The following is an 18,048-nucleotide window of genomic DNA, read 5'->3' on the forward strand; positions in this document are numbered from 1 at the left end:
CCGGCAAAAGAGTACAGTTTCCCTAGTTCGAGTCCCCAGCCTTCTCTACGGTCGGCCGTCCCGTGGTTCTGACGAACGTCACGGCGTCGTTCGCGGCGTCGTACTTCACATCGGCCACGTCGCCTTCGCACAGCGCATCGTTGAGGATCTCCCTGGCGAGCTTCGTCTCGACCATCTGGCGAATCTGCCGTTTTAGTTCGCGTGCGCCGAACTCTGGTTGATAGCCCACGTCCACGAGATGCTCGACAAGCGCGGCGTCGAAGTTAAGCGTGATGTCCTGCGCGGCAGCGGTACGTTTGACGCGATCGAGCTGGATAGCCACGATGGCGCGAATGTTCTGCTTGTCGAGCGAATGAAAAACGACGATCTCATCGATCCGGTTGAGAAACTCCGGACGGAAATGTCCTTTGAGCACTTGCATGAGCGCCTCGCGAACGTCCTTTTCGGACTTGCGCTCGGTCTCTGGTAGCCCGGCGTTGTCCATAATCACGCGACTGCCCAGATTGCTCGTGGCGATCAGAATCGTGTTACTGAAGTCCACCACGCGGCCCTTGCCATCGGTCAGACGCCCATCGTCGAAGACTTGCAGGAGCACGTTGTAGACGTCCGGGTGCGCCTTCTCGATCTCGTCGAGCAGAATCACGCTGTACGGGCGGCGACGCACGCGTTCGGTGAGTTGGCCGCCCTCGTCGTAGCCGACGTACCCCGGCGGCGCCCCAATGAGACGCGCCACGGCATGCCGCTCCATGTACTCGGACATATCGATGCGGATGATCGACTGCTCGTCGCCGAAGACCGTCTCTGCCAGCGCCTTTGCAAGCTCGGTCTTACCGACGCCGGTCGGGCCGAGAAAGAGGAAGGTGGCGATGGGCCGGTGCGCTTGCCCCAGCCCTGCGCGCGAGAGCCGCACGGCGTCGCTCACGGCCACGACGGCCTCGTCCTGTCCAACGACGCGCTGGCGCAGCACCTCCTCCATGCGGAGCAGTTTCTGTCGCTCCTCCTGAGTCAGCTCAGCCACAGGAATGCCGGTGAGGCGCGATAACACGTCTGCCACCGATGTCACGGTCACTTCCAGGGTTTCCGAGCCGGTCTTGCGTTGCCAGGCTTCGAGCATTTCGTCGAGCGTCTTCTGTTTATCGGCAATGCGTGCCTCGAACGCCTTGGCTTCGTCGAAGCGTTTGCGCGAGGACGCGTAGTCCTGCTCGCGACGTAGTTGCAACAGTTCGGCTTCGGTCTCGTGGATCTCCGCCGGTCGCGAGGTCGCACCGATACGGACTCGCGCCGCCGCCTGGTCGATCAGGTCGATGGCCTTATCGGGCAAGAAGCGCGTCGTGATATAGCGGTCCGCCAGCTCGGCAGCCGCGACGAAGGCACTGTCGGCGAAGGTCACCTGATGATGCGCTTCGAGACTGTCGCGTAGGCCACGCAGGATGACGATCGTTTGCGCCACCGTCGGTTCGGCCACCAGTACCGGTTGAAAGCGGCGCTCCAGCGCCGCGTCTTTCTCGATGTGCTTCTGGTATTCGTTAAGCGTGGTGGCGCCGATGAGACTCAGTTCGCCGCGTGCGAGTGCGGGTTTGAGCACGTTGGCAATGTCGAGTCCGCCCTCGCCGCCGCCCTGTCCCGCCCCAACAATCGTGTGCAGCTCGTCGATAAACAGGATCAGTTCGTCCTTCTTGGCCGTGACTTCATCGATCATCTGCTTGGCACGTTCCTCGAACTCACCGCGATACTTTGCGCCTGCCACCATCGAGTTGATGTTGACTTCGACCAGACGCTTGCCCCGAAGCACTTCCGGGACGTCGCCGTTGACGATTCGCTGCGCCAGCCCTTCCACGATGGCAGTCTTGCCGACACCCGGCTCGCCAATGAGCACCGGGTTGTTTTTCTTGCGACGCGCGAGGACTTCCACGGTATTTTCGATTTCCTGCGCGCGACCGAGCACCGGGTCAAGCTTGCCCTGACGGGCGAGTGCCGTGAGATCCCGGCCGAACTTGTCGAGATTTGGCGTCCCCGATGGGGTGTCGACGCGCCCGTCCTCCGCGCCTTTGCCCACAATCTTGACGACCTTCTGGCGCAGCGCCTCCGGTGTGATGCCGTACTTCCTGAGCAGGGTGCCCGCGAGACTGTCGGGCACAGCGGTCAGCCCGATCAGCAGGTGTTCCGGGCCGATATAGGAATGCCCCAGGTCGTGCGAGGCCTGAAACGCAAACTGAAAGGCCTTCTTCAATCGAGGCGAGACCGTCATCTTGTCGATACCGTCATCGTCCTGCGCGTCGCCCCTTTTGGCATGCTCGTCGATGTATGTCTTGATATCCTGCGGCGAGAGTTTGAGTGCCTTCAACAACGCCGCGCAAACGTCGGTGTCCGCCAGAACGTAGAGAAGATGCTCCGTGTCGAGTTCGTGACGGCGCAGTTCGTGCGCCTTTTCGGCTGCCCGCTGCAGCAGGTCAACGGTCTGGTCGCTGAACGCGTCGGTCAGATCGACCGACTCCCTCGGCACGATGGGCGGTACGGAGACACCGGAATCGTTGACCGATGCGCTATCGCCGGGGTCCGTCCCCATGCCGAACAGCCGCGACATGCCGCTGCCCATGCCGAGCAGGGAATCGAACGGATTGAGCGCGCTTTGATGGCGCATCAACTGGCGGTAGTGGAAATCGCAGATCGAGATCGACTTGGGCTCGCCATTCTCGACCACGGTCACGCGCGCGATGGCGGGACGCGCGTTACAGATATCGCACATAGCAGGCATGGTGGAAATCCTCCGTCGGTGGCGCATTCGTTTATGGCCTGAGCACGCTGGAGTCTCGGACGCGGCTCGCCGTTCCGATGTATTGTATTTTTGATGGCGTGTCGGCAGAACCTGGGGCCATCCGATAACACTTATCGGCATCGCCCGGATCATTGGAATGCGTGACGGTCGCGAACGTACCGTGCCTGCCGAAAATCGCGAGCGGATAGGAAAATGACAGCCCCCCGCGTCCGGTCGGCTATCATGCCAGTCTTCTTAGCGGTAGCTCCTTATGATTTCCGTCCGTAATCTCACGCTGCGTCGCGGCGTCAACGTCGTGCTCGACAGCGCATCCGTCACCTTCACCCCAGGCGAAAAGATTGGCCTTGTCGGCCGCAATGGCGCTGGCAAGTCGTCCTTTTTTGCCCTTCTTAACGGCACGCTGCACGAAGATAGCGGCGAATTCTCGATTCCTGCTGCATGGAAGATGGGCCAGGTCGCGCAGGATATGCCGGAGACCGAGCAGGGAGCGACCGACTTCGTGGTCGAGGGCGACACCGTGCTGATGGCCGCGCATGCGGAAGTCGCCGCAGCCGAAGCCAGCGATGACGGCATGCGCATGGCGCACGCTTACATGAACCTGCACGACGCCGGGGCGCACGATGCCCCCGCCCGCGCGCAGGCCCTGATTCAGGGTCTCGGCTTCAGCGCTGAGCAGTTGAATCAGCCGGTCAACAGCTTCTCGGGTGGCTGGCGCATGCGACTGCAACTGGCGCGCGCGCTGATGTGCCCGTCCGACCTGCTGCTGCTTGACGAACCGACGAACCACTTGGATATCGACGCACTGGTCTGGCTGGAAGCGTGGCTCAAGCGCTATCAGGGAACGCTGGTCGTGATCAGCCACGACCGCGAGTTTCTCGATGCGGTGACGCAGGTCACCGTGCACGTCGACAATGCCAAGCTCGTGCGTTACGGCGGCAACTACAGCAAGTTCGAAGACATGCGCGCCGAACAGCTCGTCTTGCAGCAGGCTGCGATGGCCAAGCAAGTGGAAAAGATCGCCCACTTGCAGAAATTCATCGACCGGTTCAAGGCGCAGGCATCGAAGGCGAAGCAAGCGCAGAGCCGGGTCAAGGCGCTTGAACGCATGGAGAAAGTGGCGCCGGTGCTTGCCGAAGCGGAATTCAACTTCGAGTTCAAGGAACCGCTCAGCGTTCCGAACCCGCTGCTGTCCATGCTGGACGCGAGTTTCGGCTACCCTGCCCCCGCCGATGCACCGCCGGACACCCCGCCCACCGTCATCGTGCGCGGCATCAGCCGTTCCGTGTTGGCCGGGCAGCGCATCGGCATTCTCGGTGCCAACGGTCAGGGCAAGTCGACGCTGGTGAAGACGGTCGCGCATGCGCTCGCGCCGATTGATGGCGAAATCAGCGAAGGCAAGGGGCTGAACATCGGCTACTTCGCCCAGCAGGAGCTTGATGTGCTGCGTCCGCTCGACACGCCGATGGAACACATGATCCGCCTCGCGCGGGACACGCCGCCCCAGATGCGCGCGCCCGGCCAGAGCGGCACCGAGCAATCGCTGCGGACCTTCCTGGGGACGTTCAACTTTAGTGGCGACATGGTCCATCAGGCGGTGGGCACCATGAGCGGCGGCGAAAAGGCGCGGCTCGTGTTGTGCATGATCGTGTGGCAGCGTCCTAACCTGCTGCTGCTTGACGAACCGACCAACCACCTCGATTTGGCCACGCGTGAGGCACTGGCGGTGGCGCTCAACGAGTTTGAAGGAACAGTGATGCTCGTCAGCCACGACCGCGCGCTGCTGCGTGCTGTCTGTGACGAGTTCTGGCTGGTCACCAACGGCGGCGTCGAGCCCTTCGACGGCGATCTGGACGACTACCAGCAGTTCCTGCGCGACGAAGCACGTCGACTGCGCGAGCAGGCTGCGGCCTGAGTGGCTTTCTGACGGTCGGCGTTACACGTCGACCGTCGTCGGCTTGCCTCGACCGGCCTTAGGTCGACAGGGCCTTCTTCATGGACGGCGCGGGGTGCAGTACATAGCTCTCTCGCTCATAGAACGGGATCGCGTCCGGCCGCGCGTCGAGAAATATCGCGGACATGCCGCGAGCGCGTGCGTCGGCTTCGGCATACGCCATCAAAAATCTACCAACACCTGTTCCCCGACCCGCCGCATCGACCACAAGGTCATCAATATGAAGGTGCGCCCCGCGCGCCAGAGTGTGGACGGGTCTCATCCCCATCACTCCGAGAATCGATCCCCTGTCGAACGCCGCTACGAGTTCGTAGCCCGAATGCGATTGCCGACGGACCCGCTCCAGGAAGTCGGGACCGTCAAGGGTCCGCAGTTGAGCGATGACCGGGTATGCCAGCATCCATTCCGGTGGCGCCAGTCTTCTGATTTCCAACGTGCTGCTTCGATGTTCGGTCATGTGTTAAGTCGATAGCCCTTTAAGAGCTCAGATTGTTGCACGGAGCGACTGACGTTCCATCGAGGCTTGCGCAGCAATTGCAGACCACCAGGCGACGAGAGCTGAGCGAACAACGCGCCAGTGGTGCCCGAAGGGCCGCTTAGTGTCGGAAATGGTGGCCGACAGATGACCGCAATCGGCCATCAGCAGTCGTTCAGGCTAGGCTGTATGTTTTGATTGAGAGCAATAAAGAAAATGGACAGTCCGTCAATGGAAACGCCTGTCACGTTACGCCAGGCATACCTCATCATGTTCGACTTTCTCGAACGGGAATGGGAGCGGCTTGGCCGCTCGGATGAACTCGGCGCGCTCCTCAGCAGCCTTTCTCTGTGGGCCGAACCAAATGGTAAAGGCGTTCCGATGGATGCCGCGATATTCCCTGAGTGGATTGAGTGCGCCCGACGAGTCCTTCAAAGTGAACAGACATCCGACGGCTACCCAAATGCCGACATCAGACTATTGCCAATTACACCCAAAGATTAGTTTGTGCTTGACTCGGTCAGGTGTCCGCTTCGGGTCGGAAGGAGTCATTTGGCGTACGGCGGGGCTGCCGCTCGAAATACCTTGACGGTGCCGGACTGTCAAGGTAGTGTGTACAGAGAAACATTCAAGAAGCTCGATTGCTGATCATCATTTTTCTGCGTTTTCCGCGCGGTACTCGCTATCCTCTCTCCCTCCTTGAAGTTTTTCTCGCTCCGCAACGGAGCTAATTTGATTATTTCAAGGATTCATCATGGAAACTGGTACCGTTAAGTGGTTCAACGATAGCAAGGGCTTCGGCTTCATTACACCGGATGCTGGCGGCGACGACCTGTTCGCCCACTTCTCCGAAGTGCGGGGCGAAGGCTTCAAGTCGCTCGCAGAGAATCAAAAGGTTAGCTACGAGACCAAGCGCGGCCCTAAGGGCCTGCAGGCATCGAATATCACCCCGCAGTAACGTAGTTCAAGGGCCGGCTCACCGGCCCTTTGCTTGTATAGCATCCGCGCGGAGCCATTGCGCTCCCGACTTGATCGCACCATTTCGAGGTGTGCATCATTTGTCTTTCCGACACGATCTGTCTCGCTCCCATTTTCGAAGTTTTTCGACTTGTCTGGCCCGAATGCCATGCAAGCGTCACTCGCATTCCATCTATGAAAAATAATAACCATAACCACCATTACAACGGGTATCTGGTTTCCCCCTCCGCGTACCAGCTTCCGGACGGCTGGTTTGCGGCCAACCTCCTGCTCGAGCGGGGCGATGCCGCCCACGCGGCGCCCGCCGCCTACACATTCCATGCGCTGGACTATTTCGACACCGAACTGCAAGCCCTGGGGCACGCCAGTGCATGGGCACGCGACTGGATCGACAATCGCGGTTAATCGTCGTAGCATCCGGCCACATCGCAAGATGCGCGATCGTCGTCCGTCTGCGCTTCGTCATCAGAATTGCGGTGACCCGTCGACATAAAATCGCGTCAATCCCGCGCCCCATTGAGTGAATTCTGCACCCATGTCGTCTCCACGCAATTGACACACCTACCCGAAAACGGATGCCGCGCTAAGTAAAGAGATGTGTGCTGGTCAAGATACGGTGAAACTTGGGAATCTAGCGCAATGCCAAGGCAGAACAGGCTGGGAAACGCTTACACAATATGCATTGAGTCCTCGATGCAATGGGCGTATAAGCAATATATCGAACATCAAGTCTGACGTTAATCGATCAAGCGTCGATCTCATCGTTCATTGCGAGACACTTCCGATCTCTGAATTTCTTGGTTGTCCGCCACTTGCGCCCAGTTTCGCGTTCCGCGATGACTATTCGCAGGGAAAACCTGGGGTTCACATGAGCACCGGAATTGTAAAGTGGTTCAACGGCAGCAAGGGCTTTGGTTTTATCACGCCGGATGATGGCGGGGACGACTTGTTCGCCCACTTCTCAGAAATTCAACCTCAAGGGCGCACGGAGTTTCGCACCCTGCAAGAGAACCAACACATTTCCTTCGACCTCACGCGCGGCCCGAAAGGTTTGCAGGCATCCAACATCAAGCCCGCGTAGCGTCTTCCCTGAATCACTCGTTAGCATCGCCGTGCCAATACTGCGATGCGGCATTGCTCGCCATGTCGGAGGAAATATGTCACACACGTCGCCCTCATACAGAGGATTCAGCTTGGAAACTCTGGTGTTCTTAGACCCGGATACAACCCAAGCGAGCCGTAAACACGAAAGATTGCTGGCTGTATCCGTTCGCATCACCCCGAGTGCGGCCGTCGGTTCAGTTCCGTCGCCAGAATCGCGAGTGTTTCGACTTGAGACAGTCCTGTTCGATTCAATCGGCAATGCACGGCGCGCTGGGGATGAGTTCGGCCGCACACTGATAGACGGCTTTATTAACAAGGCTTCGTTGGAGGCATAACCCCATGGGCGCTTCTCCTAACTGGTTCTTGTATTCCGGCTACGTGCCAGTTGACGCGGCACGCCTGCTTTCTTTCGGATCGATCGCACGCGCGATTTGTCTGAGCAATCGGACGGAAGCGTCTGCGCATGCGCAGCACGGCCCCGTCGTTAAGTGGCTACGTTGGCGGGCCGCTGAACGCAAATTGCCCAACTGAGCGGCTTTATCGAAGCGCGGCGCACAGGGTCATAAAACTTTTACAGGAGCGAACATGCTCGCCCTTTCAGCACAAGCCATAACTGCGGCGCTTCAACGCATTGCGGAAAAAAACCCGAAGCAACCTTCAGACGCGGTTATCAATGCGTTGCTCGCACGCGAGTTGATACATCGGGTGGGCAAGCACTTTGAGCCGACCCAATTCGGTCGCTCATATTTCCGCCAGGCCTATACCATCCGTCCAGGATGGTAGACCTCGTCGGACACCGTTCGTAGCTGTACGAACTGGTCTCGCAAAAATCCATCTGAACTAGTGGCGAAAGTCGTCGAGGTGGGCGGAAAATGATGCCGTCGAACCTCTAGCTCACGTTAATCGCGTATCGTCAATGCGTCATAAGTGCGCTCGCAGGCAAGTTCTTCGATGTGCGCTGCATCAGCGTATCGAGCAAGTTCTTCCGCAGCCTGGTCAGGCTGACTGAGCAACCGGAGGATGCCTTACCAAGGGCGCTTTCAGGCTTCACGTAGCCACGGCTTTCACAAGCGCCGTATTATCTTCGCGAGATTGCGTGTCGTTTTGGACAAAGCCAGCACTTCGGCCCAATACGTTTTCGAACTCCGACATCGTTGGAATGTTGCAAACAGTATCTTCGGTGGATATCTAGCCAGAACCACTTAACGTTCGCTTCGGGTCGGATAGCGACCTTCCGTAGGCGCACGCTCAATCTCCCTTTGCCAGAAAGGAGATTGTCATGAAATCCGAGAATGTCGTGGTTAGCCATCGTGAGCCATGGAGTAAGGGCAAACTCACCGGGCAGAAGCCGCCGCTAAAGCTCAGAGAGATTTGGGCGATCCGAACGAGGCTTCAGATGACGTCGAATGTCCGTGAGCTTGCGATGTTCAATCTCGCAATCGATAGCAAGCTTCGAACGTGCGATCTCACACGATTGCAGGTGCGGGACGTCCGACACGGAAGCCACGTGGCAGCGAGGGCCACCGTCATGCAGCAGAAGACACAGCGACCGGTCCAATTCGAGATCACGGAACAGACCCGTGAGAGCCTCGAAGCATGCATCGACGCGCGAAGACTGAAGGCGGCGGATTTTCTGTTTCCGAGTCGGCTGCATACGTCGCCGCATCTATCGACCCGGCAATACGCCCGGATGGTACATCGCTGGGTCGCGTCGATTGGTCTCGACGATACCGCATACGGCACCCACACTATGCGGCGCACAAAAGCCTCGCTGATCTACCGGCGAACGAAAAATCTTCGAGCGGTGCAGTTGCTGCTCGGACATACGAAGCTCGAAAGCACGGTCCGCTATCTTGGCATCGAGGTTGACGATGCCCTTGAGATGGCGGAGCAGACAGAGGTCTAATGACGCGGTGGCTGGCGAGCGGTCGCTTGCTGGCCATCAGTGGACGTTCGCGAACCCAACGGCCACTTGGTAAAAAGCTGATCGGGGGCAGTCGCACCTGTTGTGGGATATGCTCCTGCCCGTTGTTACCAGTCGAGTCTTCAATGTTGATTTCAACGCTCCTCAACGGTCAATCAGTAGGGCCGTCCCAGCAATCCGAACCCATTGTGCCTTGGTGGAGCTTCACTAAAGCGGTGTTAGCCGCGACCGCGCTGACGTTGGTACGCGACGGTCGACTCGTTCTGGATGCTCCGCTCGCTGAAAAGGCGTTCACGTTGCGTCAGCTCTTGCGCCATGAGGCTGGCCTCGCTGACTATGGCGAGCTTCCCGAATATCACGCTGCTGTCGCCAATCAGGAACAGGCATGGCACGCGGACGAAATGATGCGGCGTCTGGATGGTTCCCGGCTTCGCTACACCCCTGGCGCCGCTTGGCGTTACTCGAATGTTGGTTTCATGTTTGTCGCCAGGCTAATTGAGCGGGCAGCAGATATGCCACTTGAAGCCGCCATCAAGCAGCAAGTCTTGACGCCGCTTGGCATCTCGACGGTTCGCTTCGCAACGGAACGTTCAGAACTCTGTGGCGAGTATCTCGGCAATGCGTTGAATTACGACCCCGGCTGGGTTTATCACGGCCTCCTTATCGGCCCAGTTTTGCAGGCTGCTCTTCTGTTGGATCGCTTGTTGGCCGGAAAACTTCTGCCATCCAACCTGCTTGATGAAATGCTGGCGACGAAGGTATTGGGTGGCCCGATGATCGGCCGACCGTGGGTGACGCCAGGATATGCGCTGGGTCTTATGCGGGGCACAGTCGAAGACGGTTCAACGCTGGCGGGGCATACCGGATGTGGCCCAGGCAGCGTTGTGGCTGTCTATCGATGTACGGTTGACGGGGCGGCAGCGTGCAGCGCTGTTTTTTCAACGGGCGCGGATGAGGGCGGTGTCGAGGCGGTGGCCGTAAAAGCAATACGCGAGGCACTCGGAACAACGCTCTGAAGTTCGCAGCGCTCGACCAGCATCACGCGTCCGCACGCTTCAATGTCCGCTTCGTGTCGAAATCAGCCGTTCCCCTTAGCGCAATCCCCAACTTCATCCACACTCTCGGATTATTCTTTTTCTAATGAATGGTCTCCCCACGCCCCAACATCCCCACAAACTCCTCAATCTTCCGCGCCCGCGTCTCAGCCTTTTTAACGTTCTGAATCCGAAACAAGATGGCGTAGCGGTTCCGGCTGCTCAGTGTCGCAAAGAACTCGCGGGCTTTGGGGTTCGCATCTAACGCGGTTTGCAGGTCGTCGGGGACTACCGAGTTCTTAGGCGAGTCATAAGCTGCTTGCCATCGCCCATCCGCTTTGGCCTTTTCGATTTCTCGCATCCCCGACGGGCGCATTCTGCCTGAGGCGATCAAAGCTTCCGCTCGTTCTGTATTCAGCTTGGCCCAGATGCTCTTGGCTGTACGGGGCGTGAAGCGCTGCAACCAGTGTTCGTCGCTTTCCTTCTTCTTGTGCCCGTCGATCCAGCCGTGACAAAGCGCGCTTTCCACCGCCTGTGCGTAGCTCAGCGTCGGCTGTGCCGCCCCTTTCTTTGCCAGACGCAGCCATACCCCGGCGGATGTTCCACCGTTTTGCGTCAACCAGTTTTCCCATTCATTCTGGTCAGGAAGTGTCAGACAAGGCTCTGTCATAGCGCGATTTAGATTGTGATATCCGGGTAGCGGCGCTTTTGCGCCGCTACGATGTCGACATATCGTAGCGCGTGCGAAACGCCCCTGCGAATATTCAACTTAAATCCACTGATCGTTCGCCACCGTCCGATCCCCTGCCTCGCCGTCGCCCGTATTCACTACGCCTCGCGGCTCGATCAGCAGCAACTTGGCTTCGCTCTCTGCGAACGGCTTGTGTTCGACGCCCTTCGGCACCACGGCCATTTCACCAGCGCGCAGCACGATGGCACCGTCGCCGGTCGTCGCATCGCGGAAATCGATCCGCAGCTCGCCTTCCAGGACGATGAACGTTTCGTCGGTATCGGCGTGCTGATGCCATTGGAACTCGCCGATGACCTTGACGACCTTGAACTGGTAGTCGTTCATCTCGGCGACGACGCGGGGTTGCCAGTGACCGTCGATCAGCGCGATCTTGCGGATCGGATCGATGGCCTTGCACTGGCCGCGATCCGACGGGGCGTTGGGATGAGTAGGGAATTGCGACATCGTTCTCTCCGTTCTTGGGGGTAATGCGTCGAGGATACGCATGCCCCTTCACGGCCGTATTGAACGATTGTGCGTGGCGGTTCTAGCCGGGCAGAATGCCGCTCGCGACCTGAAGCCAGCGGCCGGGCATCAGCCCGAAGGTCTTCGAGAACGCCTTCCTTTGATAAAAGCCGGCTACTGCCATGTCTCGTTCCAATCGAATGCTCGGCGACGCCGTTCCGTATTGATGTCGTGAAATTTCGCGGATGTAGTATTGAATTCCAATTCCATCAACGCGACTCAGATGTAGAACATCGCGCCGGAGCTCAGGCATTCCGAGATCGCTTGCTTGACTGCGAGGCACGATCGAAGCAGCCGAACAAAAACACGGCAACCGCGAACCCCAGTGTGACGACGCACACGCCATTCCACCCCGCCCATGCCCACGCCGCGCCTGACAGCGCAGCACCAATTGCGCCGCCGACGAAAAAGATGCCGACAAAGAGCGCGTTCAATCGGCCACGAGCCGCCGGATTGATCAGGTTGATCGCGCGTCGACCGAGCGTTTGATCCGCGATCACACCGGCGTCGAGCGCCGCCGCCCCGACTACCAGCAATGCGAGTGCAAGGACGGGGTGCGTGGCCGCGGAGAACCCGCCCCAGCCCGCCCCGGCAATCGCGAGCACGAGTACCGCCGCGATCATCACCAGATGCGCAGTGATTTGTGTCGCGCGCCCCGCCCCGCGATCGCCGAGGTAGCCCGCGAGCGGCGTCACCATCGCGCCCGTTGCACCCGCCAGCGCGAAGGCAGCAATGCCTTGTGTACCCAGCGAAAACGGCGGCTGGGCAAGAAGCAGTGCAATGGCTGTCCAGAACGCGCTGAACGCACCGAGTGCGAGCGCGGCAAGCGTCGCGCGACGCTGTAAGACGCGTTCGGTGCGCAGCAAGGTCCACAGCGAACGCAGCAAGTCCAAGTAGCGAGCAGCCGTCTTCGGCTTGTGACTCGGCAACCGCGTCAGCAGCACGACAGCAAGCAGCGAGTCGGCCAACGCCGCGAAGCCATAGAACGCACGCCAGCCAAACGCTCCGCCGATCAGGCTCGCGAGCGGTCGCGACAACAAAATGCCCAGCATCAAGCCGCTCATCACGTTGCCGACTGCGCGTCCGCGCCGGCTTTCAGGCGCCATCGACGCCGCCATCGGCACGAGCATCTGGATCACGCTCGATGTCGCCCCGGCCATGAACACCGATGCCAGAAACAGCCAGCCCGATCGTGCGAGCGACGCGAATCCGAGGAACATCGCGCAGCAGGCGAGCGTCCAGACGATCAGGCGGCGATTTTCAAGGAGGTCGCATAGCGGTACGAGCAATAGCAGACCCGCGGCGTAGCCGAGTTGCGGGAGCATTGCGATCATGCCGGCAAGCTCGGGCGGCAGAGTCAATGCTCGGCTGACAGGCCCTGTCAGAGGTTGTGCGGCGGTCAGGTTCACGACGATGACACCGACGGCTGCGGCAAAAAATATCGTCAATGGCGTGGTCAGGCCACCGCCTGGGGACGCATCCGCTTGCAGTGAGGGCAGCGAAGCGGAGGGCAGTTTGCGCGCGCAAGTGTCAGAAGGTTGACTCATGGGTTTGGGCTTCCGGTGTACGAGTGTGGCTTATCCTAAGGACGAGAACGTTATGCGACAATTGAATTATCTTGATAATGTTTATGCGAGATTGTTTGATGAACACGCGAGACTTGCAGGCTTTCGTGGCTGTGGTCGAAAGCGGCTCAATGGTGCGGGCCGCAGAGAGACTGTTTTTGACTCAGCCGGGACTCACGCGCCGTGTCCAGAATCTGGAAACGATGCTCGGCATCGAGCTGCTCGACCGGCAGAGCAAGCCGCTCAAACCGACGGCGGCCGGAAGCGACGTCTATGGCCTTGCGCGCGCGGTGCTACGCGCGGTCGACGACCTGCTGGCCGTCGCGTCGCCTGATAGCGAGCCGGCAGGCGAGTTTAGGATCGGGGTACCGCCGTTTTTGTCTGAGATGGCGTTGGAGCAACCCATCGACCGTCTGCGTGCCGCGTTTCCGAATCTGACGCTGCGCGTGACAGCGGGCTGGTCGCCGGGACTGCTGGAGGGCATCGAAAAGGCGAAGGCGGACGCGGTCGTCGTGCTTTTGCCTGAAGGCGTGCCATTGCCGGCAGGCCTGACGTCGACGCTTCTCGCCTATAAGCCCACGGTCGTCGTCGCGCCGCGCTCGTTCAGTCTGCCCGACAAACCCGTCTCGCTCGCCGATCTGGCGGCTTATCCGTGGGTGCTGAACCAGGACGGTTGCGGAATGCGTTCAGCACTGAGTCGCGCCATGTCTGCGGCGGGCTTGCCGTTCAACGTCGCTGTCGAAGCGTTCGGTTCGGAACTACAGTTGTCGCTGGTCGCGCGCGCTTTGGGCGTCGGGCTCGCTGCGCCTGAAGTGCTGGCGCGCAGCCCGCATCGCAATGCGCTGCAGATCGTCGATGTGCCTGAGTTCAATAGCGGGCTGAACGTGTGGCTCGTGCATGGCGTGCTGCCTGGCCGTCTCGTGCGACCCGTCGCGGTGATGCGCGACGCACTGATCGAAACGCTGGAAAGGGATGCGGTATGTTTGCCCCTCGCCGATTCCGTCGCATAAGCCCGAACAGAAGCTGAGTTGCAGGAGATTTCCCCACCACCGGCCTCGGCGCAAAAGCCGGGGAGATTCGCACGTCGAAGCCGCTTGCCACCGTCCATCCGCTTTGGCTTTTTCGATTTCTCGCATTCCTGACGGGCGCATTCTGCCTTCGGCGATCAAGGCTTATGCTCGTTCTGCATTCAACTTGGCCCAGATGCTGTTAGCCAAGCGTGGGGTGAAACGCTGCAACCAGTGCTCGTCGCTTTTCTTCTTCCCCCTGGCCGTTCTAGCCCGGCAGAATGCCGCTCACGACCTGAAGCCAGCGGCCCGGCGTCAGTCCGAAGGTCTTCGAGAAATGGCGCGTCATATGGCTCTGATCGGCAAAGCCTGCCGTAGCAGCCGCATCCACGAGAGATGTACCCGCAAGCAACTGGTGACGTACATCATCCAGACGCCGCATCGTCAGATACCGGTACGGACTCGTGCCGTAGAACGTGCGAAAGTCGCGCGACAGACTCCACCTATCCCGCCCTGTCGCCGCTTCGAGTTCGTCCAGTGTGACGACCCGCGCGCTGTGGGTATGCAGAAAGTCCCGCGCGCGCTGTGCCGCCAGATAGTCGCCCTTCGTCTTCCGCGCAGGCGCACCGGAGACTGCCGCGAGCGCGTGGGCCAGTTCCGTCAGCGCGTCGCTCTGTTCCAGCGGCTCCAGCGTGTGGCTGACGTGTTGCAGCAACGTCTCGGTCGCCGCCGCCAGACGCGGATCCGTCGTCACGCCGCCTTCGACGAACGGCAACGCCTGCCCGCCAAGTACATCCTGAAATAGCGACGGATGCACGTAAATCATGCGATACCGGAAGCCTTCGTCGGTGCCCGCCTGCCCATCGTGCGGTTCGTCGGGATGCAGCACCATTGTGTTGCCGGGCAGACTATTTCGCTGCCCCCGCCGATAGCTGAAACTCTGAACACCCGCGAGCGTGCGGCCAATCGCGTAGGTGTCGTGGCGATGCATCGAGTAAGCGTTACCGCGAAACCACGCCTCGAAGCGCTCCACGCCCTCAATCGGCTGTGCATGCTTGACCCAGTCGGGTGTTAAAGCGGATGTCCGTCGATTCATGATGTACGGCCTCGGATGACCTCACGCGTCACGGTGCAGTTCGCAGGTTCAAACCACGCTCGATATTACTCACTCAAGCAGGCGGATTCACATCCGACGCATTCCCTGCCCCGCCCAGCGCCTTGTACAGCACCATGCGATTGTTCAAACGGTTCAGGCGCACTTGCGCATCGGCCGTTTGCGCGTTGCGCAGCAACTGCAACTGCTCCAGCCACTGCTGCACTCCGATAGCGCCCGCCTGATAGCGCGAACGCAGCAAGGTCTCGGCACGCTGCGCCTGCACCAGCGACAGCGCACGTTGCTCGCCCTCCCGCGTCAGTTGCTCACGCGCCGACAGTGCGTTCTCGACTTCGCTCAGCGCCGTAAAGAGGCTCTTGCGGAAATTCACCACCGCTTCCTCGTACTGCGTCTGCGACACCTTGATCTGCAACTGCATCGTATTCCACTGGATGAACGGCAACGCCAGCCCCACCCCCAGTGAACCGATCGGGTTCTGCAACACGCGCTCCAGCGACGTACTCGTCGTCCCTACCTGCCCCGTCAGCGTGAACGTCGGGTAAAAGCTCGTGCGGGTGATGTCGACGTTAGCGAGCGTCCCACGCAAACGCAATTCCGCCGCGCGCAAGTCCGGACGACGGCCCAGCAGCTCCGCAGGCAAGCCCGCCGGTACGACAGGCAACGCCTGCGTCGGCAGCGTCGACGGTTCGGCCGCCGCCTGCTCCGGCGGACGGTCGAACAGAATCGCCAGCGCATTGCGGTTTTCCGTGCGCTGCTGCAACAACTGCGTGAGCGCCGCGCGCTGATCGGCCAGATTGCCCTCCGTCTGCGCCACATCCAGCCCCGACACCGCCCCCGCCGCATAGCGCGAGCGCACCAGCGCCAGAATCCGTTCGCTATAAGCGATATTGCCCTCGGTGTTGGCGATCTGCTGATTCAGGAAGCCGATCGTCCAGTACAACTGCGCCGTCGTACCGATGATCGACAGACGCGCGGACTCGCGGTCGGCGTCGGTCGCCTCATACTCCCAGCGCGCCGCATCGCGTTGCGCGGCCAGCTTGCCCCACAGGTCCAGCTCGTACGATGCCTGCGCCGACAGGGTGCTCTTACGCCCCGTTGCATGGGTATCCAGCGTGCGTTGCACGGTCGCGTTCCCACCAACGGTGACGGACGGCGTGAGGTTCGTATCCGCCAACCCCGCCTGCAATTGCGCGCGATACACGCGAATCCCCGCCGCCGCCAGGTCGTTGTTGACGGCCAGCACATCGGTAATCAGACGATCCAACACCGGGTCGCCGAACGCACGCCAGAAGTCGGGGGCAATCGTTGCGGTGTTGCCAGCGACGGCAGGCGACGTCGCGGAAGCCCCCGCCCACTGCGCGGGCACCGGCACCGCCGGCAGCGGATCGTGATGTACACCAGCGCAGCCAGTGAGCAGCACTGCTGCGCTCGCCAGCGCGAGGACCGTACGACGCAGCACCGTCGACGTGCCGGACAGATCGGCCGAAACTAACGAAGCGAACGAGTGGCAAGTAGTAGATTTCATTCTGGTCATCTGGCAATACCTCAATCGCGTGCAAGCGCTTCGACCGGATCCAGCCGCGCGGCATTGCGCGCTGGCATGAACCCGAACACCACGCCGATGAGCGTCGAACACAGGAATGCCGTGACGACCGAGCCCATCGAGAACACCATCTTCCACTTCTCGACGAACAGCGAGAACAGGAAGCTCGCCCCGAACGAAAGCGCAATCCCGATCGCGCCGCCCATCAGACACACCATGACGGCCTCCACCAGGAACTGCTGCATGATGTCGCTCTGACGCGCCCCGACCGCCATGCGGATACCGATCTCCCTCGTGCGCTCCGTCACCGACACGATCATGATGTTCATCACGCCGATACCGCCCACGACCAGCGAAATCACGGCGATAAGCGACAGCAGCAGCGTGAGCGACTGACTCGTCTTCTCGACGGTCTTCACCACGCTGTCCATGTTGTACGTGAAGAAGTCCTTGCGGCCGTGACGCTGCGTCATGAGCGTCTCCAGACTCTTCTCAGCGGCCTTGCTCGGCTGACCGTCACGCACGCGCACCGTAATGCTGTCGACGTTGCGCTGACCGAACAGACGCCCCGCCGCCGTGGTGTACGGCACCCAGATGTTCAGGCTCTTGGTGTCGCCGAATGCGCTCTTCTTCTCCACCGTCACACCGATCACCACGCACGGCAGATTGCCCACGAAGATCACCTCGCCCAGCGGATTCGGGTTCGCACCGAACAGCTTGCGACGCGTATTCTGGTCGATCACGGCAACCTGCGCCTGGCGCCGCACCTCGTCCGCACCGAACGCAATGCCCTGCCCGATCTTCATGCCGCGCACCTGGAAGAAGTGCTCGCCCACGCCCGTCACCATCGCGCTCGCGTCGACATTGCGGTAGCGCAGCAGCAGACTGCGCGCCGTTTCGGGCGTCGCGCTGTCCACGTAAATCTGCTCCGAGAGCGCGTGCACGTCCTCGGGCACGAGCGTCTGAATCGCCGTCGCGCGGTTGTCGCCCCAGTCTTTGCCCGGATAGATGTTGATCGTGTTCGTGCCGATGCTGCCGATCTCGGCCAGCATGTAGCGCTTCGCCCCTTCGCCAATGGCGACGATGGAGACGACCGACGTAATACCGATGATGATCCCGAGCATCGTCAGAAACGTGCGCAGCCGGTGCGAGATCAGCGCGATCCACGCCATGCGGAAGGCCTCCGCAAAGCGGTCGATGCCCCCGGTCCAGCGACGCGGCGGAATCGCCCCGCCGTGGCTGGCACTCACCGAAGCGGGATCGGCGGCCGGAGCTGTCGAGGCAACCACGGCCTCCTCGGCGGCCTCCTCCGGCGACGGGAC

The 18,048-nt window shown here is 60.5% G+C and carries 17 protein-coding genes and 1 pseudogene; 9 read left to right on the forward strand and 9 right to left on the reverse strand.

What is annotated here, in order from left to right; translation table 11 throughout:
* Positions 1 to 22 precede the first annotated feature (22 nt).
* On the reverse strand, positions 23 to 2,755 hold the full coding sequence (locus PCO31010_RS19750; protein ID WP_150665765.1) for an ATP-dependent Clp protease ATP-binding subunit: 2,733 nt from the start codon (positions 2,753 to 2,755) through the stop codon (positions 23 to 25).
* Positions 2,756 to 3,026: 271 nt separating this feature from the next.
* On the opposite strand from PCO31010_RS19750, the gene PCO31010_RS19755 reads away from it, so the two are divergent.
* Positions 3,027 to 4,688 carry an ABC-F family ATP-binding cassette domain-containing protein gene (locus PCO31010_RS19755; protein ID WP_150665766.1) on the forward strand — a complete coding sequence of 554 codons (1,662 nt, stop codon included), beginning with the start codon at positions 3,027 to 3,029 and terminating at the stop codon, positions 4,686 to 4,688.
* Between the two features lie 58 nt (positions 4,689 to 4,746).
* Here PCO31010_RS19755 and PCO31010_RS19760 read toward each other — a convergent pair whose 3' ends face one another.
* The gene (locus tag PCO31010_RS19760; protein WP_150665767.1) at positions 4,747 to 5,184 is read right to left on the reverse strand and encodes a GNAT family N-acetyltransferase; all 438 of its coding nucleotides are present in this window, start codon (positions 5,182 to 5,184) and stop codon (positions 4,747 to 4,749) included.
* A gap of 249 nt (positions 5,185 to 5,433) precedes the next feature.
* Between PCO31010_RS19760 and PCO31010_RS19765 the strand changes: the two genes are divergently transcribed.
* The 5 genes from PCO31010_RS19765 to PCO31010_RS19785 all read left to right on the forward strand — a co-directional run bounded on the left by PCO31010_RS19765 (position 5,434) and on the right by PCO31010_RS19785 (position 8,067).
* Positions 5,434 to 5,706 carry a hypothetical protein gene (locus PCO31010_RS19765; RefSeq protein ID WP_150665768.1) on the forward strand — a complete coding sequence of 91 codons (273 nt, stop codon included), beginning with the start codon at positions 5,434 to 5,436 and terminating at the stop codon, positions 5,704 to 5,706.
* 250 nt (positions 5,707 to 5,956) lie between these two features.
* The gene (locus PCO31010_RS19770) at positions 5,957 to 6,160 is read left to right on the forward strand and encodes a cold-shock protein (RefSeq protein WP_107338538.1); all 204 of its coding nucleotides are present in this window, start codon (positions 5,957 to 5,959) and stop codon (positions 6,158 to 6,160) included.
* Between the two features lie 194 nt (positions 6,161 to 6,354).
* Positions 6,355 to 6,585 (forward strand): hypothetical protein, encoded by a 231-nt coding sequence (locus PCO31010_RS19775; RefSeq protein WP_150665769.1) that lies wholly within the window; start codon positions 6,355 to 6,357, stop codon positions 6,583 to 6,585.
* 463 nt (positions 6,586 to 7,048) lie between these two features.
* Positions 7,049 to 7,261 carry a cold-shock protein gene (locus tag PCO31010_RS19780; RefSeq protein WP_150665770.1) on the forward strand — a complete coding sequence of 71 codons (213 nt, stop codon included), beginning with the start codon at positions 7,049 to 7,051 and terminating at the stop codon, positions 7,259 to 7,261.
* A 608-nt stretch (positions 7,262 to 7,869) separates the two neighbouring features.
* Positions 7,870 to 8,067: a hypothetical protein gene (locus tag PCO31010_RS19785; protein ID WP_150665771.1), complete on the forward strand. Its 198-nt coding sequence runs from the start codon at positions 7,870 to 7,872 to the stop codon at positions 8,065 to 8,067.
* Between the two features lie 116 nt (positions 8,068 to 8,183).
* Here the strand turns inward: PCO31010_RS19785 and PCO31010_RS19790 are convergent, their stop codons facing one another.
* Positions 8,184 to 8,297: a DUF2514 family protein gene (locus PCO31010_RS19790; RefSeq protein WP_246184692.1), complete on the reverse strand. Its 114-nt coding sequence runs from the start codon at positions 8,295 to 8,297 to the stop codon at positions 8,184 to 8,186.
* Between the two features lie 266 nt (positions 8,298 to 8,563).
* On the opposite strand from PCO31010_RS19790, the gene PCO31010_RS19795 reads away from it, so the two are divergent.
* On the forward strand, positions 8,564 to 9,190 hold the full coding sequence (locus tag PCO31010_RS19795; RefSeq protein WP_150665772.1) for a tyrosine-type recombinase/integrase: 627 nt from the start codon (positions 8,564 to 8,566) through the stop codon (positions 9,188 to 9,190).
* Positions 9,191 to 9,333: 143 nt separating this feature from the next.
* Entirely contained in the window at positions 9,334 to 10,224 is an 891-nt protein-coding gene (locus tag PCO31010_RS19800; protein WP_150665773.1) for a serine hydrolase domain-containing protein, read from the forward strand.
* A gap of 121 nt (positions 10,225 to 10,345) precedes the next feature.
* Here PCO31010_RS19800 and PCO31010_RS19805 read toward each other — a convergent pair whose 3' ends face one another.
* The 3 genes from PCO31010_RS19805 to PCO31010_RS19815 form a co-directional block, all read right to left on the reverse strand.
* Positions 10,346 to 10,912 carry a YdeI/OmpD-associated family protein gene (locus PCO31010_RS19805; protein ID WP_150665774.1) on the reverse strand — a complete coding sequence of 189 codons (567 nt, stop codon included), beginning with the start codon at positions 10,910 to 10,912 and terminating at the stop codon, positions 10,346 to 10,348.
* 99 nt (positions 10,913 to 11,011) lie between these two features.
* Positions 11,012 to 11,437: a cupin domain-containing protein gene (locus tag PCO31010_RS19810; protein WP_150665775.1), complete on the reverse strand. Its 426-nt coding sequence runs from the start codon at positions 11,435 to 11,437 to the stop codon at positions 11,012 to 11,014.
* Positions 11,438 to 11,742: 305 nt separating this feature from the next.
* Positions 11,743 to 13,044, reverse strand: coding sequence for an MFS transporter (locus tag PCO31010_RS19815; RefSeq protein ID WP_150665776.1), 1,302 nt, complete (start codon positions 13,042 to 13,044; stop codon positions 11,743 to 11,745).
* A 98-nt stretch (positions 13,045 to 13,142) separates the two neighbouring features.
* Between PCO31010_RS19815 and PCO31010_RS19820 the strand changes: the two genes are divergently transcribed.
* Positions 13,143 to 14,072: a LysR family transcriptional regulator gene (locus PCO31010_RS19820; RefSeq protein WP_150665777.1), complete on the forward strand. Its 930-nt coding sequence runs from the start codon at positions 13,143 to 13,145 to the stop codon at positions 14,070 to 14,072.
* Positions 14,073 to 14,337: 265 nt separating this feature from the next.
* On the opposite strand, the gene PCO31010_RS19830 is transcribed toward PCO31010_RS19820, so the two are convergent.
* The 3 genes and pseudogenes from PCO31010_RS19830 to PCO31010_RS27215 form a co-directional block, all read right to left on the reverse strand.
* Positions 14,338 to 15,165 (reverse strand): AraC family transcriptional regulator, encoded by an 828-nt coding sequence (locus PCO31010_RS19830; RefSeq protein ID WP_150665778.1) that lies wholly within the window; start codon positions 15,163 to 15,165, stop codon positions 14,338 to 14,340.
* Positions 15,166 to 15,238: 73 nt separating this feature from the next.
* Positions 15,239 to 16,660: an efflux transporter outer membrane subunit gene (locus tag PCO31010_RS19835; protein ID WP_484549328.1), complete on the reverse strand. Its 1,422-nt coding sequence runs from the start codon at positions 16,658 to 16,660 to the stop codon at positions 15,239 to 15,241.
* Positions 16,661 to 16,728: 68 nt separating this feature from the next.
* Positions 16,729 to 18,003 (reverse strand): annotated as a pseudogene (locus PCO31010_RS27215) (ABC transporter permease); the annotation flags it as partial.
* Between the last annotated feature and the right edge of the window lie 45 nt (positions 18,004 to 18,048).

The sequence above is a fragment of the Pandoraea commovens genome, from assembly GCF_902459615.1.
Taxonomy (GTDB): domain Bacteria; phylum Pseudomonadota; class Gammaproteobacteria; order Burkholderiales; family Burkholderiaceae; genus Pandoraea; species Pandoraea commovens.